Here is a 25,819-nt window from a genome sequence, read left to right on the forward strand (position 1 = left end):
CCCGTCGATGGACCGGAGGCAGGCGATGCCGAGGCACCGCCCGCCGAGGTCGACGCTTCCGAGGCCGACACGACAGCTGCGGCGGCCGTCGAAGAACCTGCGGTGCAGGCCCCGGTGGAAGTCCCGCAGGCCGACGACGCTCACGCCGTGGCGGAGCAGCCGGCCGAAGCGCCCCGAGAAAGCGACGCGACCGACGAGCCCGTGGCGGCACAGGACGGGGCGGCATCCGAGCCGTCGGAGCCGGCCGGATCGGAGCCGGGCGAGCCTGCAGCTGCGGTGGACGAAGTCGCGGAGGCCGCCGGCGCGGAGGGCGCGTCGCCTGCCGAGATCCCTCAGATCGAGATCTGGCGCCTGCAGCGCCATCAGCGTCCGGCCCATCAGCGTCCGCAGAACCGCCCCCGCGGCACCGGTCGCGGTCGCGACGGGGGCCAGCAGGGCCAGCATCCGGGCCAGGGACGTCCGGAGGGCGGCCAGCAGCGCCGGGCTGAAGGCGAAGGCGGTCCGCGTCCCGGACGGGATCGTGGCCCCCGCCGCGACCGTTTCGAGGGCGGCCGGCCGGAGCGCCGGGACGACCAGCGCGGCACCGAGCAGCGCCAGGCCGGTCCGCGGCCCGATCAGCGGCCGCCCCGGCGTGAGCGTGCCCCGGATCCGGATTCGCCCTTCGCCAAGCTGGCGGCGCTCAAGGCGCAGCTCGAGGCCGGCGACGGCGGGAAGCGCTGACTCTCGCCGCCGATGCGGGAGGATCGGCAGCGGCTCGACAAATGGTTGTGGTTCGCGCGTTTCGCGCGGACCCGGTCCCTGGCCGCGCGGCTGGTATCCGACGGCTTCGTGCGGATGAACGGCAACCGGGTCGAGAACCCCGCCAAGGCCATCGGGATCGGCGACGTGGTGACGGTCGCCGCGCCGCACGCCACCCTGGCCGTGCGAGTGCTCGACCTGGGCGCGCGGCGGGGCTCGGCCCCGGAGGCGCGGCTGCTCTATGACGACCTGTCCGGGGGCACGGTGCGGGACATGCCCTCGGAGTGATGAGGCCGGGCCACAGCACCCCGGAGAGAGACCCGACGCGGACCGGATGCGGCGCCCGTGCGCTTGTCAGCCCGGGAGGCAGCGTCTAGAGCCGTTGGCTTCCGAGACCCGGCCCCGCGCCGGGCTTCACCGGCGTCCCCCTCGCAGCGCCAACCGGGCGTGCGGGCCGTCCCAGGGCTCCGCCCGGGCCAAGTCTGTTTTAGGACGAAGACATCCGATGACATACGTCGTCACCGACAATTGCATCAAGTGCAAGTACACGGACTGCGTTGAGGTCTGTCCGGTGGATTGCTTCTACGAAGGCGAGAACATGCTCGTCATCCATCCGGACGAGTGCATCGATTGTGGTGTCTGCGAGCCGGAATGCCCCGCCGAGGCAATCAAGCCGGACACCGAGTCGAACCTCGACACGTGGCTGAAGCTGAATGCCGACTACGCCAAGACATGGCCCAATATCACGCAGAAGAAGGAAGCGCCTGCCGACGCCAAGGAGTTCGACGGCAAGTCCGGAAAGCTGGAGGCGCATTTCTCGCCGAACCCCGGCAGCGGCGACTGAACCCGGCAAATCCACAGGATCTGACGCCGCCCCACGCGGAACTTCCCAATTGTAGGGAAGTTCTGCCGGCCCCGCTCAGCCGGTGACAGCTATGGCCGAGCTGCGTCATGCGAAGCCCTGATACGCGGCCAGGACATTCCTGTCTCGCCGCACCGGTGTAAAACTCTTAAGCGCCGCGCTTGGTCCGCGCGTGCGTCTTCAGGGATGCTTTGATCTGCGCACCGGATTGTGGTAGACAATCCGTCTGCCGTCGCTCGCGCCTGACGTGCTCCCTCCAGCTGAAACGCCTTCGAATTTCGTGGGTTAGGAGTAGTACGCGCTCGACCGCTGAAGGTGACTTCTGCGGACGCGCTAGGCGTTTGCACGGCCGCGCCGGGGAACGACCGGGACTTTCGCGCGTGGCGCGCGGAGTTCGGGAGCGGCGAGGCAAACCGGGTATCCCGCCCGGAAGAACACGGTTTCGCGCGGCGCCGAACGCTGCGCGCCAGTGGAGGCCCTTCTCGCATGACCACAGCCAAGAAGACGACGACCACAGGCCGGCAGGGCTTCAAGACCGGCGAGGCTGTCGTGTATCCGGCCCACGGCGTCGGTCGCATCACCGCGATCGAAGAGCAGGAGATCGCGGGCTACAAGCTTGAGCTGTTCGTCGTCTCATTCGAGAAGGACAAGATGGTTCTGCGCGTCCCGACCGCGAAGGCCAACAGCGTCGGCATGCGCAAGCTCGCCGAGCCGGAACTGGTGAAGAAGGCCCTCGATCTGCTGACCGGCCGCGCGCGGATCAAGCGCACGATGTGGTCGCGCCGCGCCCAGGAATACGAAGCCAAGATCAATTCGGGTGACCTGCTGGCCGTCACCGAGGTCGTGCGCGACCTCTTCCGGTCGGAGGCTCAGCCCGAGCAGTCCTATTCCGAGCGCCAGCTCTACGAGGCCGCCCTGGATCGGATCGTGCGCGAAATCTCCTCGGTCAACCGCATCACCGAGACCGAAGCGCTCAAGCTGATCGAGCAGAGCCTTGCGAAGTCGCCCCGCCGGGCGAAGAGCGAGGCCGAACCCGAGGCGGAAGCCGAAGGGGACAGCGACGCGGACGACATTCAGGAAGAGGCCGCCTGACGCGCGACTTCAACGCCACGACGACACCGAACCCGGCCCTGGCGGCCGGGTTTTTTTGTTGCTCGGCGGCACCTCGATCCGTCGGCCGGCACGGGCATTTCGGGAGCCTGGGGCTGGACGCTGCGGCGCCGGATCCCATGTCACCCAGCGAGAACACGAATTCGTAACCGCTCGGTTGTCGCATTGTGGGGCATCGGGGCGGAACTTTCGCGTTTTGCCTTCCGTTGTCGGTTGCCTGGCGTCACCCCTCAGGTGACGCCTGTGCGCCGGGCCATCGGTTCGGCGCCGCAACAGCACTCGACAACAAGAGGCAGGCGGATGGCTGAGATCGCGGGAATTCGTCGGCAGTTCATACGGACTGCCATGGAGGCGCCCTTCCTGGCACGCGAGGAGGAACGGGGCCTCGCCGTCAGCTGGAAGGACAACCGCGACGAGCGCGCGCTGCACCGTCTGATCTCCGCCCATATGCGCCTCGTCATCGCCCTGGCAGGGCGGTTTCGTCACTACGGCCTTCCGATGGCCGATCTCGTCCAGGAAGGCCATGTCGGCCTGATGGAGGCGGCCGCCCGGTTCGAGCCGGAGCGGGATGTCCGGTTTTCCACCTACGCGACGTGGTGGATCCGCGCGTCGATCCAGGACTACATCCTGCGCAACTGGTCGATTGTCCGGGGCGGGACGTCCTCGGCCCAGAAGGCGCTGTTCTTCAATCTGCGCCGGTTGCGCGCCCGGTTGATGCAGTCCACCGAGGAGCATGTCGGCGATGAGATCCACCGCCGCATCGCGACCGCCATCGGCGTTTCTCGCGACGACGTCGCCCTGATGGATGCGCGCCTGTCCGGTCCCGACATGTCGCTCAATGCGCCGGTGGGCGAGGACAGCGACGCCTCGTCGGAGCGGATGGATTTCCTGGTCGATGGCGCGGACCTGCCGGACGAGACCGTGAGCGCCACGGTCGATGGCGAGCGGCGTCTCAGCTGGTTGCAGCAGGCCCTGACCGTGCTCTCCGAGCGTGAGCTGCGGATCGTGCGCGAGCGCCGCCTCGCCGAGGATCAGGCGACCCTGGAGGCGCTCGGGCAGCGCCTCGGCATCTCGAAGGAGCGGGTGCGCCAGATCGAGAACCGCGCCTTGGAAAAGCTGCGTCGGGCACTGGCCGACCGGTTCCCGGCCGCCACCGGCGGCCCGCATATCGGCTGAACGGAGCCGGGTGGCTCCGTCACCGCAAAAGAAGCGCCGCCGGGTGGACGCCGGCCGCGCGCGCGGCGCGGCTTATGTGCTTCCATCGGCCCCCGACCACGGGGACGTCTAGGTCCCCTGAACGACGGCGCTGCGTCGGTCCCGCTGACGGCGACGCCGCCCGGGTTCGGGCGTGGCATCGAGCCAGATCACCAGGGCCAGGGCGGCAAGGGCCGGCACACCGAGCGCGAGGAAAGCGCCGGTCCAGCCGAACACCCCGTAGGACAGGCCGCCGTACCAGCCCGACAGGGCACCGCCTATTCCCTGCACCGCGTTGACGCTGCCGAGTGCCGTCTGGGTGCGGCCCGATCCCCAGGTCAAGTCGGCGACCACCACCGGCACCGCGACCCCGACGATGCCGGAGGCCACACCGTCCAGCACCTCGGCGGCGATCAGCCAGACCGGATCGTCGATGAGCCCGGACAGGAGTGCGCGGATGGGGAGCACCGCGAAGGCGACCATCAGCAGCTGACGGCGTCCCCGCCTGTCCGCGAGCGACCCGGCGAACAACGCCACCGGTACCATCACCAGCTGCGCCACCATCACGTAACGGGCCGTCCAAGTAGTGGCATCGGCCGCGGTCGCCACCAACTTCTGGCCGAGCAGCGAGAGCATGCCGCCGTTTCCGAGATTGAACAGCGTCAGCGCCACGGTCAAAACCAGCAGGCGGCGATTCCCGAGGACCTGACGGATGCCGCTGCGCTGCGGCTCCTCCGCGTCATCCTCCTTCCAGCCCACGGCGCGGCGGCGGTTCCAGGCGCCCGCCGATGTCGTCAGGGTCGCGACGATCGCCGCCACCGCCATGCCGCCGAGCACCCAGAAGGCGATCGCGGGACCGAAATATCCCGTGCCGAGGCTGATGCCCCCCGCTGCGATCAGGATGCCGACGTGGTTGAAGGCCTGATTGCGACCCTGCTGCGCCGGAAACCGGTCCTTGCCGACGATTCCCAGGGTCAGCGACGCGACGGCGGGCAGCAGAAGCGTGCCCCCGGCCGCGGCGAGGAGTTGAGCACACAGGACCGCCGGGAGGCTGCGCGCCGGCAGGAGCGACAGCGTCCCGATCAGGATCGCACCGCAGGCGAGCGCGATCAGCAGGCGCGGGCGCGGAAATCGATCCACCAGCGCGCCGAACGGGCCGCTCAGGAACAGCGTGCCGAACCCGACCAGCGTGACGACGAACCCAACCCGCGCCGGGCTCCACGAGGCCGACTCCGCCAGCCAAGTTCCGAGGAAGGGTCCGAGCCCCCCCTGGATGTCGCCGGTGAACAGATTGATCAGGGCGAGGTTTGCGGTGGGGGCCATATGATCCTGGAGCCGTTTCGGGCTCGGGACCTGAACGCGGACACCGGAACGGTCAAGCCTCGATTGCGTCCGTCTGCGTCGCACCGGCTCTCGGACCGGTCCGCGCGCCCGGCGTCAGGATCCCGATGGTCCGTACTGCATCAGCCCGTTTCCGAAGGACCAGTTTTCCGGATCGACCTCGACGAGGTTGATGAAGACGTCCGACGGCGCCAGGCCGGGATCGCGCGCGAGATTGCGCGTCACGGCGGCGTAGAGGGCGCGCTTCTGCGTGGTGCCGCGCGTGGCATTGGCGGTGATCTGAACGATCACGAGACGGTCGCTGCGCTCGATCCCCAGATAGTCGGATCCGTAGGCGAAATCGGGCGCGTCATGCTGGTGCACGAGGGCGAACAGGTCACCCTCTGGCACCGCGAAGGTCTCACGCAGGGCGTCATACACGCCTGCGACGAGGGCGGCCCGGTAGGCGTCGGTGGTCCCGGCGCGCAGGGAGATGCGGGTCAGAGGCATGGCTTGGGTCCTGGGCAAGAGGGGGTGATCAGCGGCCGCGTGCCGCAGCGAGGCCCGGCGCTGCGAGATGGGCGATCTCGGTCCCGGCCATCCCGGCCGCCGGCTCAGCGCGGAGGGTGAACCGGGTGAGTCGCCATCCGTCGGGATCGAGACCGGCGATTGTCGCGAGGACGTCGCTTTCCGCCGCGACGTCGTACCCGCGTTGCCCTTCGTCATCGCGCAGGGTGGCGAGATCCTCGACCGGGGCGACGAGCCGGGTCACCTCCGAGAGGGCGCAAGCGCTGGCGCTCGATCCGAAGGCGAAAGCGACCGCCAGCCAAGTCTCGATTCGCGGACGGCCGAAACTCTCGATCACGGCGCGAAAGCCGGGTCCGGCCAGAAAATCGGCGGCGGCGCCGGCATCCCGCCAGAGATACAGGGAGCTGTAGGCGTTTGCGGCCGCCCCGCGCGCCCGGTCCTCGATCGCGAACGCCTTGAAGACGAGGCCCGGCGCCGCGTCCCAGGCGGCCGCGCGGGCGGCGACGCGCTCGCGGATCCCGTCCATGGCGTAGTCGGTCGGCAGACGATGCCGGTAACGAGTGATCAGCATGGGACGCTCCTGAAGGACGAGCGAGACTTGCATGCAGTCACGATAACAGCGACATATCTGTACAGATATCTACGATAAGGCATCGTTATGGTCGCCGGCCGTCTGCTGGACCTCGAGGGTGTTCTGGCCTTTGTCCGCGTGGTCGATCTCGGCAGCTTCACGCGGGCCGCCGAGGCGCTCGCCACGTCGCAGGCAGCGATCAGCCTCCGCCTGAAGCGCCTGGAGGACAGGCTCGGCACGCGACTGCTGGACCGGACCCCGCGGCACGTGGACGTGACCCGGCAGGGCGCCCTGTTCCTGCCGGCGGCACGGCGCCTCTTGGAAGCCCATGACAGCGCGGTGGCCGACTTGGTGACCGCGGCGCCAGCCCGGCTCAGCCTCGGAATCAGCGACCACGTCGCCGGACCAGACCTGCCCGCACTGCTGCGCCGCCTGGGGCTGGATCGGGCCGGGCTCATCACGGAGGTGCGGATCGTGCCCTCGCGCGACCTCGCGACGGCGTTCGGCGCGTCCGGCGAGGGGGGTTTTGACGCAGTGATCCTGCGGACCGAGGATGCGTCCGACGAGGGCGGGACGATCCTGGCGGAGGAGCGGCTGGGCTGGTTCGCCGCACCGGATTTCCCCGCGCCCCGGCCGGGTGAGACGCTGCGGCTCGCGGGCCTTGCAGGACCCTGCAATGTCCGGGGCGCGGCGATGCGCGTCCTCGACGCAGCCGGCTTGCCCTGGACGGAGGTGTTCGTCGGCGGCGGCGTGCTGGCGGTGGGAGCGGCCGTCATGGCCGGCCTCGCTGTGGCGGCCCTCGCGCCGAGCRCGGCGCCGCCCGGCGCCGTGGAGGTCGGTGGCCGGCTCGGCCTGCCCGAACTGCCTCGCACTTTCGTCGTGCTGCGCGCCCGCCGCCTGACCGGGCGCCCCGCGGAGGCCCTGCGCGCTCTGGCGGCGGTCTATCGCGGACCCGGCGGCCGCTGAGGGGCCGCCGGTCGCTGGCTCAGGACGCGAGCGGTCCCGGCGCGCCCTGCTGCTCCATGATCTTCTGCCGGTAGAGGCCGACGAAGTCGATCGGGTCGATGTACAGGGGCGGGAAGCCGCCGTTGCGCACCGCCTCGGCCACGATCTGGCGGGCGAAGGGGAAGAGCAGGCGGGGGCACTCGATCATCACCGCCGGATGGATCTGATCGGCCGGGATGTTCAGGAGCCGGAAGACGCCCGCATACGTCACCTCGAAGGCGAACAGCACCTCGTTCTGGATCTTGGCGTCGCCCTCGAGCTTCAGCTCGACCTCGAAGTCCGTCTCGGAGAGCTGCTGCGCGTTCACATTCACCTGAATGTTGATCTGCGGCCCCTGACCTTCCTTGGGCTGCAGCGAGCGCGGCGCGTTCGGGTTCTCGAAGGACAGATCTTTCGTGTACTGCGCCAGGGCGTTGATGGTCGGCGCATCGCCCTGCGGCATGCCGCCGCCGTTGCCGTTCGCTGCCGGGGAGTCGGCCATGCGGATCATCCTTCTCGATCGACCGGCAGCGCCGGCGCGGGTTGTTGTCACGGCGGGCGCCGCCGGATCGCGCCGAGGAACTGCCCCAAACGGCAGGGCCGCTAACACGCGCACTGAGCCTGGACAAGCGAGCTGGCGCGACGCTGGCGCTGGCGGCATCCGCAACCCATATCGCATCCGCGTGCGGGATCAGTCGACCTCCGGATACAACCGGCTCGCTCCCGGCGCGTTGGTCGGATATGAGTCGGCCTGAATTATGCGCGCTTTGCCGGCGCCGCACCGGGCCTGACCTGAGCAAGGGGCGCAGGGTCTCGCCGCGGCCACCATCGGATCGGTGATGCAGGACAGTTTCGACGTTACGACGATCATCTTCCTGGCGCTGGCCGTCTTCGTGATCTGGCGGTTGCGCTCGGTGCTCGGCCAGAAGACCGGGGCCGAACGCTCGCCCTTCAAACCGGTCGACCGCAGCCGCACCGAGCCGCAGGCCCGTTYGGACGGCGACAACGTCGTGCGCCTGCCCGGCGCCGATCGGGTTCAGGCCGCGCCGCCGCCGACCGCCGCCCCGCGGGACTGGCGCGGCATCGCCGAGCCGGGATCCGAGGTCGCCCGCGGCCTCGAGGCCTGCGTCCAGGCGGAGCCGAGCTTCGATCCGCGCGCCTTCGTCGAAGGGGCCAAATCCGCCTACGAAGCCATCATGATCGCCTTCGCCAAGGGCGACCGGAAGACCCTGCGCGGCCTCCTGTCGAAGGAGGTCGGTGAGGCCTTCGAGCGGGCGATCGCCGAACGCGAGCGAACCCGGCAGACCCTGGAGACCACCTTCGTCTCGATCGACAAGGCGGAGATCGTGGCCGTCGATGTCCGCAACCGCGTGGCGCACGTGACCGTGCGCTTCCTGTCGAACCTGATCACCGCCACCCGCAACGCGGAGGGGAAGGTCGTGGACGGCAGCGCCGAGACCGTGGTCGAGGTGCCGGACGTCTGGACCTTCGCCCGCACCCTCGGCTCGCGCGATCCGAACTGGCAGCTCGTGGCCACCGAGGCCGGCGCCTGAGGCCGTGACATCCGTACCGTGACAGTCTCGCCGTGCAGATGTCCCGCGCCCGGTCCGGAATTCTCCCGGCCGTTCTCCTCGCGCTCCTCCTGAACCCGTCCGTCTCCGCCGCACCGGCGGCGGTGGGCGACGCGGCCCTGACGCCCGTCGCCGTGACGGACCTGCCGGGCTTTCCCGGCTCCGAGCCCGCAGCCGCCCTGGAAGCGTTCCGCAGGGTCTGCGCCGCGCCGCCCCCTACCCTGCCCCAGCCCGCCGCCGTCGCGGGCGATCCGGCGGCCCTGCGGGAGGCGTGCGCGGCCGCCGCCGATCCCGCGACGGAGGCCGCCACGTTCTTCCGCGACCGGTTCGAGGCCTTCCGGATCGAACGGCCGGGCGCGGACCGGCCCGGCTTCCTGACCGGCTATTTCGAGCCCGAACTGTCCGGCTCCCTCGCGCCCGGACCCGACTTTCCGACGCCGGTTCTCGCCCGTCCCGACGACCTCGTCTCCTTCGGGCCGGGGGAGACGCGCCCGGGACTCGACGCGGGGCTGCGCGCAGCCCGTGCCACCCCGGAGGGCTTCGCGCCCTACCCCGACCGCGCCGCGATCGACGACGGCGCCCTCGGGGCGCAGGCGAAGCCGATCCTGTGGCTCCGGGACGCCGTCGACCTGCTGGTCCTGCAGGTCCAAGGTTCCGGCCGCGTCCGGCTGCCCGACGGGCGCGCGGTGCGGGTGCTCTACGACGGCCGCAACGGCCGGCCCTACACGGCGGTGGCCAAGCTCATCGTCCAGGAGGGTCATCTTCCGCTGGAGGGCCTGACGCTCGCCCGCTGGACCGGCTGGCTGCGCGCGCATCCCGAGGCCGCCAAGCGCCTGATCCGGGCCAACGCCTCCTATATCTTCTTCCGCCTGGCCGCGGTGGCGGACCCGGCCCTCGGTCCGCCGGGCGCCGCGAACGCACCGCTCAGCCCGGGTCGCAGCCTGGCGGTGGATTCGAGTTTGTGGCGTTACGGCCTGCCGTTCTGGCTGGCGGGGCGCCTTCCCGAGGAGGCACCGGGCGTGACCCCGGAGGCGGCCGGGCGCCTCGTCATCGCCGCCGACACCGGATCGGCGATCGTCGGCCCCGCCCGCGGCGACCTGTTCGTCGGCACCGGCGCGGCAGCTGGCGCGGTCGCCGGAGATCTGCGCGACGCCATCGGCTTCGTGGTCCTGCTGCCGCGGCGGACCGCTGCCCCGGGAGCCGTGCCGTGAGGCCCCCGCGCCGCGGGCGCCGCCTCACCGCCGGGGAGACCCGTCTCTGGGATGCCATCGCCAAGCTGGTGACGCCGTTGCCGGGCCGGACCTCTCCGGCTCCCGAAGCCGGAGAGGTCCCCACGCCCCCCGTCGCCCCCACGGCCACCATGCCGGCGCTGGCGGCGCCGATCCTGAAGCCCGGTGCGGCGCCGGTCGCCAAGACGCGCCGCCCGAAGCCCCCGCCCAAGCCGCCCGCGGTCCCGGAGCCGCCGCGCGCGCCGACCGCCGCGCCCTATCAGGCACAGCCCCAGCGCCACGTCCCACGCCCGGGACTGGAGCGGAACGCCAAGATGGGCCTGCGCCGGGGCCGGCTGGCGATCGAGGCGCGGATCGACCTGCACGGGATGATCCAGACGGAAGCCCATGCCGCCCTCACGGGCTTCCTCCTCCGCGCCCGGGCGGCCGGGCATTCCTACGTGCTGGTGGTCACCGGCAAGGGCGGCCCGGGCTACGCGGACGCCTTCTCCGAACGGGGCGTGCTCCGCCGGAGCGTGCCGCACTGGCTCCGGAGCCCGGAGCTGCACGGCATCGTTCTCGGATTCGAGGAGGCGTCGCGCCACCATGGCGGCGGCGGCGCGCTCTACGTCCGCCTGCGCCGCCGCTGAGGGGCGGCAAACCGCGCGGGGGCGCCGGCATTGCGGCCCGGGACGATCCCGCCGATATCCGGTGCGAGCGCACGGAGCGCTGCCCCTGCAAGCCGCGAGAGAGATGCCGGAGCTTCCCGAGGTCGAGACGGTGCGGCGCGGGCTGGCGCCCGCTTTGGTCGGCGCCCGCTTCAGCCGCGTCACCCTGCGCCGGGCCAACCTGCGCTTCCCGTTCCCGGAGCGCTTCGCCGCCCGGCTGGAGGGCCGCACCGTGACGGACCTCGCGCGCCGGGCGAAGTACCTGACCGCCGACCTAGATTCGGGCGAGACGCTGATCATGCATCTCGGCATGAGCGGCCGGTTCGACGTGGCCATGCCGGATGGCAGCAACCTCTCGCCGGGGGATTTCTATCTCGAGGGCGCCCAGGGCACGCCCAAGCACGACCACGTGGTCATGGCGATGAGCACCGGTGCCACGGTGACCTACAACGATGCCCGCCGCTTCGGATTCATGGATCTGGTGCCGAGCGCGGACCTCGCCGCCTGCCGCCACTTCGCCAGGATGGGGATCGAGCCCCTGGACGGCCTGACCGGGGCGGTGATCGCGCAGCTGTTCCGCCACAAGCTCGCGCCGCTCAAGGCTGCGCTGCTGGATCAGCGCCTCATCGCGGGCCTGGGCAACATCTATGTGTGCGAGGCCCTGCACCGGGCACGCCTGCATCCCGAGACCCCGGCCGGGCGCCTCGTCCGGCCGGACGGCCGGCCGACCGCCAAGGCCAACGCCCTGGCCAAGGCCATCGTGAAGGTGCTCGAGGAGGCCGTCGAGGCCGGCGGCTCGACCCTGCGCGACTACGCCCAGACCGATGGCAGCGCCGGCGCGTTCCAGCACGCCTTCCGGGTCTATGACCGGGTCGGCCTGCCCTGCAGCCGTCCGGGATGCGCCGGCGCGGTCACCCGCATCGTTCAGGCCAACCGCTCGACCTTCTTCTGCGCCGCCTGCCAGACGCCGGGCTGACCGGCGTCCTTCGCACGCGATCGCGGCGCGAAACGGCATTTTCGCCACAAACCCGGCTAGGGTCGCAGCCCTCGACGTGCGCACCCGGTTGCGGGCAGCCGATCCCGGCCCGCAGCGCGTGACGGGTCGCGCGGGCTCAGACAGGATCCCGATGTTCTTCCGCCGCTCAAAGACGCCCGCGCCCGAGGCCCCCGCGCAGGATCCGACGGACGAGCCCGCCCTGCCGCAGCGGCTCTCGCCGCGTTCGCCCGGCGAGGCGATCAAGCCGACCGCCGCCCCCCCGCCGCCGGAGAAGCCCGAGCGCGCGCGCAGCGGCCTCATCGGCATCGTCAGCGGCGCCCTGACCTTCGCGGTGGTCATCGCCATCGCGGCGATGATCGGAATCACGCTGTTCCAGCGGCAGGTGCGCGAGCCGGGTCCCCTCGCGGCCGACAAGGTGGTGGTGATCCCGACCCACAGCGGCACGGCCGAGATCGCCGAGACGCTGAAGCGCGAGGGCGTGATCGACCATACCGGCCTGTTCGAGTTCGCCGCGCGCTTCGGCGGCCGGCCGGCGCTCCGGGCGGGCGAATACGTCTTCAAGGCGCATGCGAGCGTCTCCGACACCCTCGACACCATCGCCACCGGCCGGCAGGTCCAGCACGCGATCACCTTCCCGGAGGGCCTGACCTCCGAGCAGATCGTGACCCGCCTCAACGAGAACGACGTGCTCACCGGCGAGGTCAACGAGATCCCGGCGGAGGGCTCGCTCCTGCCCGACACCTACAAGTTCGAGCGCGGGGCGACGCGGCAGCAGATCGTCAACCTGATGAAGGCCAAGCAACGCGAGGTGCTGAACCAGATCTGGCTGCGGCGCAGCGCCGAGGTGCCGGTGCGGACCCCGGCCGAGATGGTCACCCTCGCCTCGATCGTCGAGAAGGAGACCGGCCGTGCCGACGAGCGGCCCCGGGTCGCCGGCGTCTTCATCAACCGCCTCAACAAGCGGATGAAGCTGCAATCCGACCCGACCATCGTCTACGGCCTCGTGGGCGGGCGCGGCACCCTGGGACGCGGCATCCTGCGCTCCGAGATCGACCGGCCGACGCCGTACAACACCTACGTGATCGAAGGCCTGCCGCCGGGCCCGATCGCCAATCCCGGCCGGGCTGCCCTGGAAGCCGTGGCCAACCCGTCGCGGACCAAGGACCTCTACTTCGTGGCGGACGGCAGCGGCGGCCACGCCTTCGCCGACTCACTCGAGGCGCACCAGCGCAACGTCGCCCGCTGGCGGGCGGTGGAGAAGGGCCGGCAGGCGCCGCCGGACGCCGTCGACAAGGTCGAGCCGGGTCCCGATTCGGCGACGCCGGGCCGCGCCTCGGCCTACGCGCCCGCCGGCAACGGGATCAACACGAACGCGGCCATCGCCCTCGATTCCGGCACGCCGGGATCCCGCGCCTTCGATGCCTCCGAGGGGACGCGCCTCGATCCGCTCAAGAACCGCAGCTACGATCTGGGCTCGCCGAAGTCAGTGCCGAGCCTGAGCGAGCCGGCCCCCGCGCCCCGGGGTCGCCGCTAGAGCATCGTCCGGGACCGTGGCCGCCGGCTCCGGCGCCGGGACGATCCCGTCGCCGGAGCCTCAATGCGCCCTCGGGTTCCGCGGTTGCCTCGGCACGTCGAGGGATGCGGGCGACAGGGAGGCCGCGATCTGCCGCCCCAGCTCGTAGAGCAACGGCTCGATCAAGGGCTGCATGCGATGCGCCGCCTCTAGCTCGAGATCGGCCATCAGCTCCCACAGGCGCATGGCGTAATCCGCCATCTGCTCGACGACGGTGCCGTGCGTGCTGGGCGCCTCGAGAAAGCCGGCCGGAGGCTCGAACGGGCTGTCGGTGATGTCGATCACGATGCCACGGCCATGCATGCGCCCGTCCGAGCGACGCTCGAACCGGCCGCGCGCCAGAACCAAGCGCACGACCCCCGGCGCCGGGATGATTCGATGCTCCCAGGCGAAGAGGCCGCCCTCCTCGCGGACGCGCCGGCGCTGCATTTGAGCCCGGGCGAGATCCTCCGGATGGAAGATCGCGGAGAGCTGCTCCCACGTGACGCCCTCCGCCGCGTCGGCCTCGGCCAGCCCAAAGATCCGAGCCATCGTCGCATCTCCGCGCATTCGCCCGGCATGCGGTATGTCCTCCCAGATACCGACGCCCAGCGCCGACATCCCGAACGGTGTCAGCGCGGCCCTTTGCAATGATGATCGCGGCATGCACCGTCCGAACGCTTGCGGAAACGATATCTTCGTTCGAACACAACTTGCCCGTGAAATGCAATGCTGGTCGTCGGATGTGAAAGTCGAAACTTGGTGATCCGGATCGGCCACACGCCACGGGGATGCGGGCCAGGCGCATGCGCCTAGAGCCTCGACCATCTTAGGATCGCGTCATGCGCGCAGATGTCGCGCCTGAACGTGCTTGAGCGCGACGTCGCACAGGTCGGCGGGACATGTCGCAGACCGCGGTGTTTCCGAGACCGCCCGGCCCCCACATAGTCGGCGCTGCCAGCGGGCCGCCGGGATGACACGGGGCGGCACCGCCGCGCGCCCTGTCTCGCCGGACGCGCGCCCGCGGGGATGAACGGGCACCGCCGATCGGCTGCGATTCCGGCGCGCACGCGCTGAGCGGGCGGCGTAAGCCGGGCCGCGAGGGGGGCCGACCCGAAGCGCGGCGGCTCCGTCGCGGCGACCGCCCACTTCCCAGTGGAGAGATCCGTGCTACAGGCCCCGATCTTCATGGGAATGGGGGTCGGCATGGCCCAGATCGCGAGCATGACCGGGTTCGCCCGGACGGCGGGCACCACCGGGCCGGTGCACTGGGCCTGGGAGGTCCGTTCGGTCAACGGGCGCGGCCTCGACGTGCGCACCCGGGTGCCGGCGGGCTATGACGGACTCGGCGAGACCGCCCGGACCGCCTTGCAGAAGACCCTGATCCGCGGCCAGTGTCAGCTGACCCTCACGCTCACCAAGCCCGAGGGCGCGACCCGGGTGCGGATCAACGAGGCCCTGCTGGCGAGCCTCGCTCAGGCGATCGCCCGGGTGCCGGTCCCCGAGGGCGTCGCCCCCGCCACCCTGGACGGGCTGCTCGGCGTGCGCGGCGTGATCGAGGTCGAGGACGAGGCGGCGGACACCGAATCCCTCGCCCGCGACCTCGCCGCGGGCGTGGTCCGCCTCGTCGCCGATCTGGTCGAGGCCCGCCGCGCCGAGGGGCGGCAGCTCGCGCACTTCGTCACCGCCCAGATCGACCGGATCGACGCCCTGACCCAGGCCGCCGAGGACAACCCGGCGCGGCAGCCTGCGGCGGTCCAGGCGCGGCTGGCCGCCGCCATCCAGGCCCTGGGCGGCAGCGGGCTCGATCCGGACCGCCTTCACCAGGAGGCGATGCTGCTCGCCGCCAAGGCCGACGTGCGCGAGGAACTCGACCGGCTCCGCGCCCACGTGGCGAGCGCCCGGGAGCTTCTGGCGGCCGGCGGCGCGATCGGCCGGCGCCTGGACTTCCTGGCCCAGGAATTCGGCCGCGAGTCCAACACCCTGGGCGCGAAGGCCAACGACATCAGCCTGTCGCGGATCGGACTCGACCTGAAGGCCGTGGTCGAGCAGTTCCGCGAGCAGGTGCAGAACATCGAATGACAAGCGATCGGGACGTGAGGATACGGATGCGACACGCCGCGGAGCCACGCGCATGACCGACCAGCCCGGGAGCGTCTCGGATTCCATCGCGCGGCGCGGATTGATCCTGATCCTGTCCTCGCCCTCCGGGGCGGGGAAGACCACCCTGACACGGGCGATCGCCCAGGATCCGAGTTGGGCGCTGGACCTGTCGATCTCCGTGACCACCCGGGGGCGAAGGCCCTCCGAGATCGACGGGCGGCACTACCACTTCATCGATCGCGAGGCGTTCGACGACCTGCGCAACCGCGACGACCTGCTCGAATGGGCGGAGGTGCACGGCAATTTCTATGGCACCCCCCGGCGGCCGGTGGAGAAGGTGCTCGGCTCCGGCCGGGATATGATCTTCGACATCGACTACCAGGGCACGCGGCAGGTGCGCTCCAAGCTCGCGCAGGATGTGGTGACCGTTTTCATCCTGCCCCCCAGCATGGCCGAGTTGCGCCAGCGTCTGGAGCGCCGGGCCGAAGATTCCGCCGAGACGATCGAGAAGCGCCTCGCCAACGCCCGGACCGAGATCCAGCGCTGGGTCGAGTACGACTACGTCATCGTCAACGACGACCTGCAGAACGCCTTCAAGGCCCTCCAGGGGATCCTGGCCGCCGAGCGGCTCCGGCGCGGCCGCCGCACCGGCCTCGCCCCCTTCGTCGAGGGTCTGCTGGCGGAGACGGTCTGACCCGGCGCGCCGGTCTTCCGGAGTGGCTCCCGCTCCCGCGGGGACCGCCGCCCGCGGGACAGGCGGCGTTTCCTGGTCGCGATCGGAACGCCTCAGCGGCGGATCAGCACGACACCGCCGACGAGGAGCACGATCCCGAGGAGGCGCGGAAGGTCGATGGACCGCTGCGTCAGGCCGAGCAGGCCGACCTGATCGAACACCACCGAGGCGAGCATCTGGCCCGTGACCAGGAGGGCGAAGAAGGTCGCGGCGCCGAGCTTCGGGACGAGCAGGATCGCAAGGCCGATGAACAGCGCGCCGAACAGGCCGCCGCTCCAGGTCCACCACGGGATCCGCCCCGCCACGCTCACCGCCGGCGCGGGATCGCGCAGGGCGGCGGCCAGAAGCGCCATGCAGGCGAGGCCGACGGCGTAGCTGGAGAACCCGGCCCAGGACGCGGAGTCGAGCCCCGCGCGCAGGTTCGCGTTGAGGATCTGCTGCAGGACGAGGCCGGCCCCTGCCAGGACGGCCAGCAGGGCGGGAATCGCGAAGGCGAGCATCGGGGGACAGGCCTCTTGGGTCAGGATGTGGGCTGTCATTGACAGCCCGTCCCGCCCATGCCGTCAAATGCCGCGTAATCTCTTGTCCATGCACGATCGGCATGATGAGCCCCGCGCATCTCGACCTGTTCCGCGCCGTGATGCGCCATGGTGGCATGACCCGCGCCGCCGAAGCCCTGGGCGTCGGGCAGCCGCACATCAGCCGCGCCATCGCGCAGCTCGAGGCGGATCTCGGCTTCGCCCTGTTCGTGCGCGGGCACGGCAGCGCATTCCCGACGCCGGAGGGCGAGGCCTTCGCCCACGAGGTCGCACAGACCTTCGCGGGGCTCGACCATCTGCGGCAAGCCGCGGGCCGGATCCGCGAGCGTGGAACCGGCGCGCTGCGCGTCGCCTGCCAGCCGTCCCTGGCTGCCGGTCTCCTGCCCYGCGCGATCCGCCGGCTCGACGCGGAATGCCCCGGCATCCGCGTCTCCGTCCACGTGCCGAGCCCGGACACGATCTGGTCCTGGGCCGCCTCTGGCCAGTGCGATCTCGGCCTCGCCCGGCCGCGCTCCGGCCATGCGGGCGTGATCGCCGAACCGTTCCTGCGGGTCGCGGCCGTGTGCGCGCTGCCCCGCGGCCATGTCCTCGCCCGCAGGCGCACCGTCACGGCGGCGGATCTCGACGGGCTACCCCTGATTGCGGCCGGGTCCAGCCCCGTGCAGGCGGCGACCGAGGCAGCCTTCGCGAGCGCCGGCGCGACTCCGCACTTCGCCCTCATGGCCGAATACACGGCGGCCCGCTGCGGGCTCGTCGCCGAGGGCTTCGGTGCCGCCATCGTCGACCCCGTCCCGGCGCGAGCGCTCGGCGGCCTGCCGATCGTGCTGCGGCCTTTCAGACCCGAGATCCCGATCGAGACCCTGCTGGTGCGGCCGGCAGGCCGGCCGCCGGGGCGCCTCGTCGAGCGGCTGATGGTCCATCTGGCGGCGGAGCGGGACGCCCTCGGACGGGCCTGAGCGCCTCAGGGGGCGGCCGGAATCTCCGGGACGTGGCAGAGCCACGCGCGCATCGCCGCGAAGGTCGACACGGCCGCCCCGGTGAGCGCGGCCTCCGCGGCCGGGTCGTCGCCGAAAACCTCCAGGCGTTTCCGGAAGGCCGCCCACATCGCCCCGGAGGCGGCCCCGTGCGCCCGGTAATAGCCGAGCCCGTTCTCCGTGAAGCCGTGAAGCCCGGCGATGTGCCGGCCGATCAGCTGGCCGCCGAGCGTCGATCCCTCCAGCACGTAGAGCGCCCCCGTGGCCGCGGCCGGTCCGTCGAGCACCGGCGGGATTGGCCGTGGGAGCCCCGCGATCGCCGAGGGCGCGAGGCCGAGTTGCGCGAGATCGGCGGTGAGCCGTGCGAGGCGACGGCGGGGCTCCAGGAAGGGCTCGTCGGCGAGGCCGTCGCCGATGGCGGCCTCCCAGACCGCGTGGAACCCGTAGAGGCGCCCCAGCAGATCGCGATAGCCGCTCAGCGTCGCGACCCGCGCCTGCCAGTCGAGGGACGCCTCCAGGGCCTTGTGGGCTGGATCGGTCGCCGCGCGCAGCCGCGCATGCAGGCCATCGCGCGCCATCACGCGGTGATCGTGAAGCAGGCGCCGGGCGTGTTCGCGACCGTGAGCGTCGCGTTGATCTGGTCGAGCATCGCCCGGATCAGCTTCATGCCCAGGCCCGACCCCTTGCCCCGTGCCCTGGCATCCGCCCAGTCGTCGGGCAGGCCGCGGCCGTCGTCGCAGACCCGCAGCTGGATCTCGCCCGGTGCGGAGGCGGAGACGCTGACCTCGACGCGGCCGCCGCCCGCCGGATTGGCCGCGTATTTGAAGGCGTTGGTGACGAGTTCTGTGGCGATCAGCGAGAGCGCCACCGCCTTGCGATAGGGCACCATCAGGCCGGGCTCCGCCGAGAGGTCGACGGCGTGCCCGTCGCCGGCGAGGCCCGCGAGGTCGTTGCACAGGCTCTCGATGGTCTGGCCGAGATCGACCTCGTCGAACCGCTCGGCCTGATACAGGCTGTCATGGACCCGCGCGACGCTCATCACCCGGGCCGAAGTGTCGGCGAAAGCCTGCCGCGCCGCGCCGTCGGCGATCTGGCGGCGCTGCATCTGCAGGAAGGCCGACACGATCTGCAGGGAGTTCTTCACCCGGTGGTCGATCTCCCGCGTGAGCAGATCCTTCTGCTCGAGCAGGCGCTCCTTCTCGGCGAGCAGGCTGGTGAGCTCGTCGATCTTGCGCCGCTGCCGCAGCACGACGCCCTCGACCGCTTCCGCCAGGGAGCCGGCGAGCTGGACCTGCCATTCCGCGAACGGCGCGGCGAACCCGGTGCGCTCCTCGACCCAGCGCTCGAAGGAGCGGCGCGGCAGCACCGCCACGGGACCGCTGCCGGCGAGCACGGGCTTGCGCGGGTCGCCGCCCCAGGTGACCGTGCTGGGGACCTCCGGCCGGAACCAGAGCAGCAGGTTCTCGCGGGAGGCGTCGACGAAGGTGGCCAGCAGGCCGCTGGCGATCTCCCGATACGGCCCGGCCTCCGGATAGTCGGCCGTGAAGCTGTCGCTGCTGAAGCCGAACTCGCCGGCCGGCACGCGCGTCCGCAGCCAGGCCGCGATCGCCGATACCTCGTCGGAGGGCGGCGTCCGACCGATCAGCGTGACCCGCGTGCCCGAGACGACCCCGGCGCCGGTGGCGTTGAACAGGTCGAGCAGCGTCGTCGTCCCGCCGGCCAGTGCGGCCACGAAGTCGTCGGAACGGGTCAGGCCGCGCACGAGGCGCCCCTCGACATCGAGATGCGCCTGCCGCTCGGCCCAGAGCCGGCGGGACTCGATCTCCTGCACCCGCATGGCGAAGGCGTCGGTGAGCACCGTGGCGGCCGCGCGCGTCTCCGGCGTGACGTAGTGGGGCCGGCGATGGTGCCCGATCATCAGGCCCCAGAGCCGCCCGTCGACCATGATCGAGATCGACATCGAGCCGTTCACGCCGAGGTTGCGCTGATACTCCAGATGGATCGGCGAGAGCGTGCGGTGCTGGGCGAAGGTCAGGTCGACCGGGCCGTTGCCGGCGCCGGGGGCCGAGACCAGCCCGACCGGCACGCTGTCGCGGTCGATGACGAAACGGCTCTTGGCCTTGGTGTAGAGGGCGCGGGCCTGGGCCGGAATATCGGAGGCTGGGAAGCGGAGGCCGAGCAGGCTGCGCGACCAGTCGGGCGCCTTGTCCTCGGCCACGGCCTCGCCGTTCCAGTCCGCATCGAACCGGTAGACCAGAACCGCCTCGAAACCGGTGAGCGCACGAATCTCCAGGGCGGCGATCCGGGCGGCATCCGCCAGGGTCTCGGCGGCGCGCAGGCGTCCGACGGCAAGTTCGGTATCGATCTGGCTGGCGGTGGCGAAATCGTCGGCCGCGTCCGGCTCCAGCTCCAACTCGACGATCAGGCGCCCGGCATGGGCGTGAGCGACGGCGTAGTAGGGCGTGTCGCGACCCGGAAGGACCAGCCGTCGGCGGACCGAATGGCCCTCGTCCAGCGTCCCGGCCGCGAGGCGCGCCCGAACCGCCGCGACAAAATCCGCCGACAGGACATCGACGAGCGGCCGACCGGCCAGCGGCGGCTCGACCGGATCGACGATCTCGGACACGTTGGCTGAGTAGGCGACGACCAGCAGGGTCGCGGCATCGGCCGCCAGCATCACGGCATTGGGCTGGATCGAACCCGGAATGTGGATCGGCTCGCGCTCGCAGAGGCTGGCATCCACAGGCTCGGCCCGGACGCGCTGCCCGATCGCGGCCATCACAGCCTCCCGCGACAGGCCGGCCCCGAGGCTCTCCAGCGGATCGATCGTCAGCCACGTCACCGGACGACCGTCCGCGATCGTCCCGTGACGCATGTGTACTCGCGCGCGCAAGGGCTGCGGCAGTCGTCCGAAAACGTAATCGAAACTCTCGTCCAGGCCGCCGCGACGGGCGCCGGCGAGAAACCGGCCCCGAAAGCCCGGGACGTTGGTGCCCGGCATCACATCGCGGAAGTAGTTGCGCCCCAGGACGGCGTCCCGCGAGAAGCCGGAGATCGCGCTCGCGCCTTCGCTGAACGCGACGACCGCGCCCGTCTCGTCGAGACCGATCACGCCCTGATCCAGGCGATCGATCGCATCGAGGGCGAGCACGTCGAGGTCGACGCCTTTATCGGTGGCCGGGCTCAGCGGCATCAGGGGCGGAAGCGGTTCATGCGATGGATATGACGATGTGATTGTCCGAGTGCAATGATCGCTGTGGTAACAGGATCAAGACTCGTAAATTCTGTGTCTGATGTCAGAGATAGCGCTCCTAAGTCCTTCCTCAACTGTAGGATGATAGGTGGGGCGATCAGCCGGACTTTGGCACAGGCTCCGCCCTGTGGCGCCCTCGGCAAGAACATAGATCAAGAAATGCGCAAGGTACTCCACGGTGGGGCCGAGCATTTCGCCCCCGAGCGAGCGTCCCCTGCGGTCGGCCCAGATCCGTATTCCGCCGTGATTCAACCTCTCGATGCGGGCTGTGCCTTGATCGGAATCGATCACCCTGACGCGGACACAGAGCCGCGCCCTTGCCTGGGCGATCGCGATCCCAGCGGCGCCGGCCCAGCGGATGACGAGCGGTTCCGGCAAATCGGGGATTTCGAACAGGGTGTCGGTGGTCAGGAGGCGGTCGCCAGGCCCCTGTAGCGGCTTCGGGACGCCCGGGCTCGACCCGGTAGCGAGGACGAGGGGCGCGGAACCGGATCCGGGCGCGATCCCCGTTCACCAGGGTCCGGCCGTCGACGGAGCGCGCGCTGCCCCCGATCCGGGCCTCCTCCGGCAGCGCGTCCAGCCCCTCGAAGGCGCTGGCGACGAAGCGGACACGCTCCAGCACGGCGGGGCCATCGACGGAGATTCCGGACACGCGGATGCCGAACTGGTCGGCCCTGCGCGCCGCGTTGGCGGCGGCCGCGGCGGCGATCAGCATCTTGGAGGGCATGAGCCGACCCGGGCACAGGTCGTTCCGCCCGGCCCCCCGCTCGATCAGGAGGGCGCGGGCACCGGCCGCGGTCGCGGCACGATGCACCGCGAGGCCGGCCGTTCCGGCCCCGATCACGGCCACGTCGCAGTCGAGGTCGCGCATCATCGTCCCGGGCCGTCCGCCGGAGCCAAAGCGGCGCGGCCCGGGTTCGTTCCGCCCGCGCGCTCGCGACTCAGCCTACCTTGGACCGGCCGGCGTCCCGCACGCGCCGGGCTCGGCGGTGCGGAGAGGCAGGTTCAGACATTGCGGCCCGGGGCCGTGCCGCCGAGATGGAACACCCGGTGCGGGATCAGCTCGCCGCGCTCCACGTCGCCCACGGCGACCAGGATGCCGGCGCAGGTCGCGAACGCCTTACCGGCCACTGGGGCGTCCCGGCCCCGCAGGATCACCGGCTGGCCGCGCATCAGACGCAGACCGAGATCGCGGGAGACCGCGACTTCCGGAATGGCATCGAGGGCCGTCTCCACCGGACGCAGGTGGGCGAGCGCAGCCTCCGGCGTGCCGTCGGTCAGAGCCGAGACGGGGCAGGACTCGGCTTCCGAGAACGGCCCGACGCGGGTGCGGCGCAGGGCCGAGACGTGACCGTAGCAGCCGAGCATGCGGCCCAGGTCGCGGGCGAGGGCGCGGACGTAGGTCCCCTTGCCGCATTCGGCCTCGATCACCGTGCGCTCGCCATCATGCTCGACCACCGCGAGCCGGTCGATCTGAACCGGGCGGGCGACCAGCTCCACGATCTCGCCCTCGCGGGCCAGATCGTAGGCGCGCTCGCCCTGGATCTTGATGGCGGAGTAGCGCGGCGGCACCTGCTCGATCGCCCCGACGAAAGCCGGCAGCGCCGCCTCGACCGCCGCCCGGTCCGGACGGGCGTCGCTGGTCGCCACGGGACGCCCCTCGGCGTCGTCGGTGTCGGTCTCGACGCCCCACTGCACGGTGAACCGGTAGGCCTTCCGACCGTCCATGACGAACGGGACCGTCTTGGTCGCCTCGCCGAGGGCGATCGGCAGGATGCCGGAGGCCAGCGGGTCGAGGGTGCCGGCATGGCCGGCCTTCTTGGCGTTGAAGGCGCGCTTCACCACCGCGACCGCATGGGTCGAGGTCATGCCGACGTGCTTGTCGAGGATCACCCAGCCCGAGACATCCCGACGCTTCGGGCGGTCGGGACGCGGGCCGCGCTGCGGGCGGCGGTCCTCCGCCCCGCGGTGCTCGGCGCTCGGCACCGGAGCCGCGCGCTCGGCCGGCGGGAAATCTTCCATGGAAACCGTCATGTCCGCGTGTCCCCCGGGGTCGTTGCCCCGTCCCTTTACTGCTTGGTCTCGGGACTCAATGTCCCGTCCCGGTCCCCGGTTCGTCGTCCTCTTGCCCAGGCTCGAGGTCGCGCTGAACCCGCTCGTCCCGCAGCAGCCGGTCGATGCGCGCCGCCTCGTCGAAGGTCTCGTCGCGCCGGAAGCGCAGCTCCGGCGCGAATTTCAGGTTCACCCGCCGCGCCACCTCCTGGCGCAGCACCTTCCGGTGGCGCTCCAGGGCGGCGATCACCGGCGCCTCGTCGAGGCCGCCGAGCGGCATCACGTAGGCGGTGGCGAGCTTCAGATCGGGCGACATCCGCACCTCCGGCACGGTCACGACATGCGTGCCGAGCACCGGGTCCTGGATGTCGCCGCGCTGGAGCACCTCGGCGAGGGCGTGGCGCACGAGTTCGGCCACGCGCTGCTGGCGCTGCGAGGGGCCGGTGGAGGTCGGTTTCTGGGCCATTCTGTCTCGGACCGGCGCGGGGACGGCCGGCTCCCGTCCTGAAAAAAGAAAAGACGGCCGCGGCAGGTGCCGCGGCCGCCCTGTCCGGAAGTGTCCGGGGTCTCAGAGGGTCCGGCGGATCTCCTCGACCCGGTAGCACTCGATGACGTCGCCCGCGCGCATGTTCTCGAAGTTCTCGAAGGCCATGCCGCACTCCTGACCGGAGGTGACTTCCTTCGCGTCGTCCTTGAAGCGCTTGAGGGTCTTGAGCTTGCCCTCGTGGATCACGACGCTGTCGCGGATGAGGCGGACATGGGCGCCGCGCTCCACGGTGCCGTCGGTGACGCGGCAACCCGCGACCTTGCCGACCTTCGAGACCTCGAAGACCTCTTGAATGGTCGCCTCGCCGAGCCGGTCCTCCCGCAGGGTCGGCGGCAGCATCCCCGACAGCGTGGCTTTGATGTCGTCCACGAGGTCGTAGATGATGTTGTAGTACCGGATCTCGATGCCGGCCCGCTCGGCGGCCTCGCGGGCCTCCTTGAGGGCACGGACGTTGAAGCCGATCACCACCGCCTTGGAGGCCTGTGCCAGGGTGATGTCCGATTCGGTGATGCCGCCGACGCCCGACAGGAGGATGCGGGCCGCAACCTCGTCGTTGCCGAGCTTCTCGAGCGCACCCGAGATCGCCTCCACCGAGCCCTGCACGTCGCCCTTGATGACGACTGGCAGCTCCTTGCGACCAGCGCCTTCCTTGAGGTCGCGCATCATGTCGACCAGCGAACGGTTGGCACCGCCGGTCCGGGCGTTCTGGCGCTCGCGCTTCTGGCGGGCGCGGTACTCGGTGACCTCACGGGCGCGGGCCTCGCTCGGGACCACGGTCACGCGGTCGCCGGCATCGGGCGTCCCGTTGAAGCCCAGCACCTCCACCGGCACCGAAGGGCCGGCATACTGGACGTTCTCGCCGAGGTCGTCGATCAGGGCGCGCACGCGGCCCCACTCGGCGCCCGCCACGACGATGTCACCGGTGAACAGGGTGCCGCGCTGGACCAGGACCGTGGCCACAGGGCCGCGACCGCGGTCGAGCTGGGCCTCGATGACCGTGCCCTCACCGTCGCGCTTCTCATTGGCGCGCAGGTTCATGATCTCAGCCTGGATCTGGATACCCTCCAGAAGCTCCGGGACACCGGCGCCGGTCTTGGCCGAGACCTCGAACTCGAGGGTCTCACCGCCCATCGACTCGACCTGGATGTCGTGCTGGAGCAGCTCCGTGCGGACCCGCTCCGGCTTCGCGTCCGGCTTGTCGATCTTGTTGACCGCGATAATCATCGGGACGCCGGCCGCCTTGGCGTGCTGGATGGCCTCGATGGTCTGGGGCATGACGCCGTCATCGGCCGCCACCACGATCACCACGATGTCGGTGACCTTGGCGCCGCGGGCGCGCATCGACGTGAACGCCGCGTGGCCCGGGGTGTCGATGAAGGTGACCATGTCGCCGGACGGAGCCGCGACCTGATAGGCGCCGATGTGCTGGGTGATGCCGCCGGCCTCGCCCTCGACAACGTTCGCCTTGCGGATCGCGTCGAGTAGCGACGTCTTGCCGTGGTCGACGTGGCCCATGATGGTGACCACAGGCGGACGGGGATCGAGATCCTCCTCCAGATCCGGCTCGTCGGACGACAGTCCCTCCTCGACGTCGGACTCGGCGACGCGGCGGACGGTATGACCGAGTTCCTCGGCGATGAGCTGAGCGGTGTCCGAATCGATCACGTCGGTGATCTTGTGGATCTGACCCTGCTTCATCAGCATGCGGATCACGTCAACGGCCCGCTCCGACATGCGGTTGGCGAGCTCCTGGATGGTGATCGTCTCGGGGATCGTCACCTCGCGGGACAGCTTTTCCTTCTGTTCGACGTGACCCCGACCGCTCATCCGCTGCTGGCGGCGGCGGAACGAGGCGACCGAGCGCGTGCGCTCGTCCTCGCCCGACGTCGCGGTGGCAATGGTCAGACGGCCGCGGTTGCGGTCGCCGCCCGGCGACTTCGGGGTCTTGGGCGGGGTGATGATCTTGAGCGGCATGCCGGGACGGCGGATCACCCGCTTCGTCTCGGACTCGTCGTCGTTGGTCTGGGCGCCGCGACCGGCGGGACGCGCCGTGGCGGCCGCACCGGCGGGACGCGCCGCGGTCGCGGGCGTCGCACTCTTCTCCGGCTCGGGCGCCGGGGCCGGTCGGGCCATGAAGTTGAGATCGCGGGGCTTGCGCGTATCGGCCGTGATGGTCTTGCGCGGCTCACCCGTGGACGGCCGGGGCGTCAGCGGCGGACGTGGGGCTGCGGCCGGGGCGGATGCCGGACGTGCCGCGGCCGGGCGTGCACCCTCGGGCTGACGCGCCGGGGCGGCCGGACGGSCCGGAGCCGCGG

Annotated in this window: 25 protein-coding genes and 1 pseudogene; 14 read left to right on the plus strand and 12 right to left on the minus strand. The window is 71.1% G+C overall.

Annotation, left to right across the window (positions count from 1 at the left end):
• From AC1DXK_RS22785 to AC1DXK_RS22805, 5 genes and pseudogenes are all read left to right on the plus strand, one after another.
• Nucleotides 1-720: pseudogene (locus AC1DXK_RS22785) on the plus strand (helicase-related protein); the annotation flags it as partial.
• 12 nt (nt 721-732) lie between these two features.
• Nucleotides 733-1,026, plus strand: coding sequence for an RNA-binding S4 domain-containing protein (locus AC1DXK_RS22790; RefSeq protein WP_457104210.1), 294 nt, complete (start codon nt 733-735; stop codon nt 1,024-1,026).
• A gap of 217 nt (nt 1,027-1,243) precedes the next feature.
• Nucleotides 1,244-1,582 (plus strand): ferredoxin FdxA, encoded by a 339-nt coding sequence (gene fdxA, locus AC1DXK_RS22795; RefSeq protein WP_457104211.1) that lies wholly within the window; start codon nt 1,244-1,246, stop codon nt 1,580-1,582.
• Nucleotides 1,583-2,086: 504 nt separating this feature from the next.
• The gene (locus AC1DXK_RS22800; RefSeq protein ID WP_457104212.1) at nt 2,087-2,692 is read left to right on the plus strand and encodes a CarD family transcriptional regulator; all 606 of its coding nucleotides are present in this window, start codon (nt 2,087-2,089) and stop codon (nt 2,690-2,692) included.
• A 318-nt stretch (nt 2,693-3,010) separates the two neighbouring features.
• Entirely contained in the window at nt 3,011-3,886 is an 876-nt protein-coding gene (locus AC1DXK_RS22805; RefSeq protein ID WP_457104213.1) for an RNA polymerase factor sigma-32, read from the plus strand.
• Between the two features lie 108 nt (nt 3,887-3,994).
• On the opposite strand, the gene AC1DXK_RS22810 is transcribed toward AC1DXK_RS22805, so the two are convergent.
• From AC1DXK_RS22810 to AC1DXK_RS22820, 3 genes are all read right to left on the minus strand, one after another.
• Nucleotides 3,995-5,227 (minus strand): MFS transporter, encoded by a 1,233-nt coding sequence (locus AC1DXK_RS22810; protein WP_457104214.1) that lies wholly within the window; start codon nt 5,225-5,227, stop codon nt 3,995-3,997.
• 114 nt (nt 5,228-5,341) lie between these two features.
• Nucleotides 5,342-5,734 (minus strand): tautomerase family protein, encoded by a 393-nt coding sequence (locus tag AC1DXK_RS22815; RefSeq protein ID WP_457104215.1) that lies wholly within the window; start codon nt 5,732-5,734, stop codon nt 5,342-5,344.
• A 28-nt stretch (nt 5,735-5,762) separates the two neighbouring features.
• Nucleotides 5,763-6,323: a DUF4865 family protein gene (locus tag AC1DXK_RS22820; protein WP_457104216.1), complete on the minus strand. Its 561-nt coding sequence runs from the start codon at nt 6,321-6,323 to the stop codon at nt 5,763-5,765.
• A gap of 87 nt (nt 6,324-6,410) precedes the next feature.
• Between AC1DXK_RS22820 and AC1DXK_RS22825 the strand changes: the two genes are divergently transcribed.
• The gene (locus tag AC1DXK_RS22825) at nt 6,411-7,289 is read left to right on the plus strand and encodes a LysR family transcriptional regulator (protein ID WP_477299147.1); all 879 of its coding nucleotides are present in this window, start codon (nt 6,411-6,413) and stop codon (nt 7,287-7,289) included.
• Between the two features lie 19 nt (nt 7,290-7,308).
• Here the strand turns inward: AC1DXK_RS22825 and secB are convergent, their stop codons facing one another.
• The gene (secB, locus tag AC1DXK_RS22830) at nt 7,309-7,809 is read right to left on the minus strand and encodes a protein-export chaperone SecB (RefSeq protein WP_457104218.1); all 501 of its coding nucleotides are present in this window, start codon (nt 7,807-7,809) and stop codon (nt 7,309-7,311) included.
• Nucleotides 7,810-8,146: 337 nt separating this feature from the next.
• On the opposite strand from secB, the gene AC1DXK_RS22835 reads away from it, so the two are divergent.
• The 5 genes from AC1DXK_RS22835 to mltG all read left to right on the plus strand — a co-directional run bounded on the left by AC1DXK_RS22835 (nt 8,147) and on the right by mltG (nt 13,285).
• Entirely contained in the window at nt 8,147-8,860 is a 714-nt protein-coding gene (locus AC1DXK_RS22835) for a Tim44/TimA family putative adaptor protein (protein ID WP_477299149.1), read from the plus strand.
• 38 nt (nt 8,861-8,898) lie between these two features.
• Nucleotides 8,899-10,089 (plus strand): MltA domain-containing protein, encoded by a 1,191-nt coding sequence (locus AC1DXK_RS22840; protein WP_477299158.1) that lies wholly within the window; start codon nt 8,899-8,901, stop codon nt 10,087-10,089.
• Complete coding sequence (locus tag AC1DXK_RS22845) at nt 10,086-10,736, plus strand: Smr/MutS family protein (protein ID WP_457104221.1); 651 nt, start codon at nt 10,086-10,088, stop codon at nt 10,734-10,736. The genes AC1DXK_RS22840 and AC1DXK_RS22845 overlap by 4 nt, the downstream gene beginning before the upstream one ends.
• Nucleotides 10,737-10,839: 103 nt before the next feature.
• The gene (gene mutM, locus AC1DXK_RS22850) at nt 10,840-11,730 is read left to right on the plus strand and encodes a bifunctional DNA-formamidopyrimidine glycosylase/DNA-(apurinic or apyrimidinic site) lyase (RefSeq protein ID WP_457104222.1); all 891 of its coding nucleotides are present in this window, start codon (nt 10,840-10,842) and stop codon (nt 11,728-11,730) included.
• Between the two features lie 151 nt (nt 11,731-11,881).
• Nucleotides 11,882-13,285: an endolytic transglycosylase MltG gene (gene mltG / locus AC1DXK_RS22855; protein WP_457104223.1), complete on the plus strand. Its 1,404-nt coding sequence runs from the start codon at nt 11,882-11,884 to the stop codon at nt 13,283-13,285.
• A gap of 60 nt (nt 13,286-13,345) precedes the next feature.
• Here mltG and AC1DXK_RS22860 read toward each other — a convergent pair whose 3' ends face one another.
• Complete coding sequence (locus AC1DXK_RS22860; RefSeq protein WP_457104224.1) at nt 13,346-13,855, minus strand: PAS domain-containing protein; 510 nt, start codon at nt 13,853-13,855, stop codon at nt 13,346-13,348.
• Between the two features lie 654 nt (nt 13,856-14,509).
• On the opposite strand from AC1DXK_RS22860, the gene AC1DXK_RS22865 reads away from it, so the two are divergent.
• A complete protein-coding gene (locus AC1DXK_RS22865) occupies nt 14,510-15,385 on the plus strand; it encodes a YicC/YloC family endoribonuclease (RefSeq protein ID WP_457104244.1) in 876 nt (291 codons plus the stop codon).
• A gap of 52 nt (nt 15,386-15,437) precedes the next feature.
• Nucleotides 15,438-16,100 (plus strand): guanylate kinase, encoded by a 663-nt coding sequence (gene gmk, locus AC1DXK_RS22870; protein ID WP_457104225.1) that lies wholly within the window; start codon nt 15,438-15,440, stop codon nt 16,098-16,100.
• A 92-nt stretch (nt 16,101-16,192) separates the two neighbouring features.
• On the opposite strand, the gene AC1DXK_RS22875 is transcribed toward gmk, so the two are convergent.
• Complete coding sequence (locus tag AC1DXK_RS22875) at nt 16,193-16,639, minus strand: DMT family transporter (protein ID WP_457104245.1); 447 nt, start codon at nt 16,637-16,639, stop codon at nt 16,193-16,195.
• Between the two features lie 101 nt (nt 16,640-16,740).
• Between AC1DXK_RS22875 and AC1DXK_RS22880 the strand changes: the two genes are divergently transcribed.
• Entirely contained in the window at nt 16,741-17,634 is an 894-nt protein-coding gene (locus AC1DXK_RS22880) for a LysR family transcriptional regulator (protein WP_477299153.1), read from the plus strand.
• A gap of 5 nt (nt 17,635-17,639) precedes the next feature.
• On the opposite strand, the gene AC1DXK_RS22885 is transcribed toward AC1DXK_RS22880, so the two are convergent.
• From AC1DXK_RS22885 to infB, 6 genes are all read right to left on the minus strand, one after another.
• Nucleotides 17,640-18,230: a biliverdin-producing heme oxygenase gene (locus tag AC1DXK_RS22885; protein ID WP_457104246.1), complete on the minus strand. Its 591-nt coding sequence runs from the start codon at nt 18,228-18,230 to the stop codon at nt 17,640-17,642.
• A complete protein-coding gene (locus tag AC1DXK_RS22890) occupies nt 18,230-20,845 on the minus strand; it encodes a histidine kinase dimerization/phosphoacceptor domain -containing protein (RefSeq protein WP_457104227.1) in 2,616 nt (871 codons plus the stop codon). Before AC1DXK_RS22890 ends, AC1DXK_RS22885 begins: the two co-directional genes overlap by 1 nt.
• Nucleotides 20,846-21,002: 157 nt before the next feature.
• Complete coding sequence (locus tag AC1DXK_RS22895; protein ID WP_457104228.1) at nt 21,003-21,779, minus strand: FAD-dependent oxidoreductase; 777 nt, start codon at nt 21,777-21,779, stop codon at nt 21,003-21,005.
• Nucleotides 21,780-21,910: 131 nt separating this feature from the next.
• The gene (truB, locus tag AC1DXK_RS22900) at nt 21,911-22,939 is read right to left on the minus strand and encodes a tRNA pseudouridine(55) synthase TruB (RefSeq protein ID WP_457104229.1); all 1,029 of its coding nucleotides are present in this window, start codon (nt 22,937-22,939) and stop codon (nt 21,911-21,913) included.
• 55 nt (nt 22,940-22,994) lie between these two features.
• Entirely contained in the window at nt 22,995-23,423 is a 429-nt protein-coding gene (gene rbfA, locus AC1DXK_RS22905) for a 30S ribosome-binding factor RbfA (RefSeq protein WP_457104230.1), read from the minus strand.
• A gap of 102 nt (nt 23,424-23,525) precedes the next feature.
• Nucleotides 23,526-25,819, minus strand: a 2,294-nt coding sequence (gene infB / locus AC1DXK_RS22910; RefSeq protein ID WP_477299156.1) for a translation initiation factor IF-2, incomplete at its 5' end; no start/stop codon positions are given.

It is taken from the genome of Methylobacterium sp. P3_A11 (assembly GCF_056403155.1).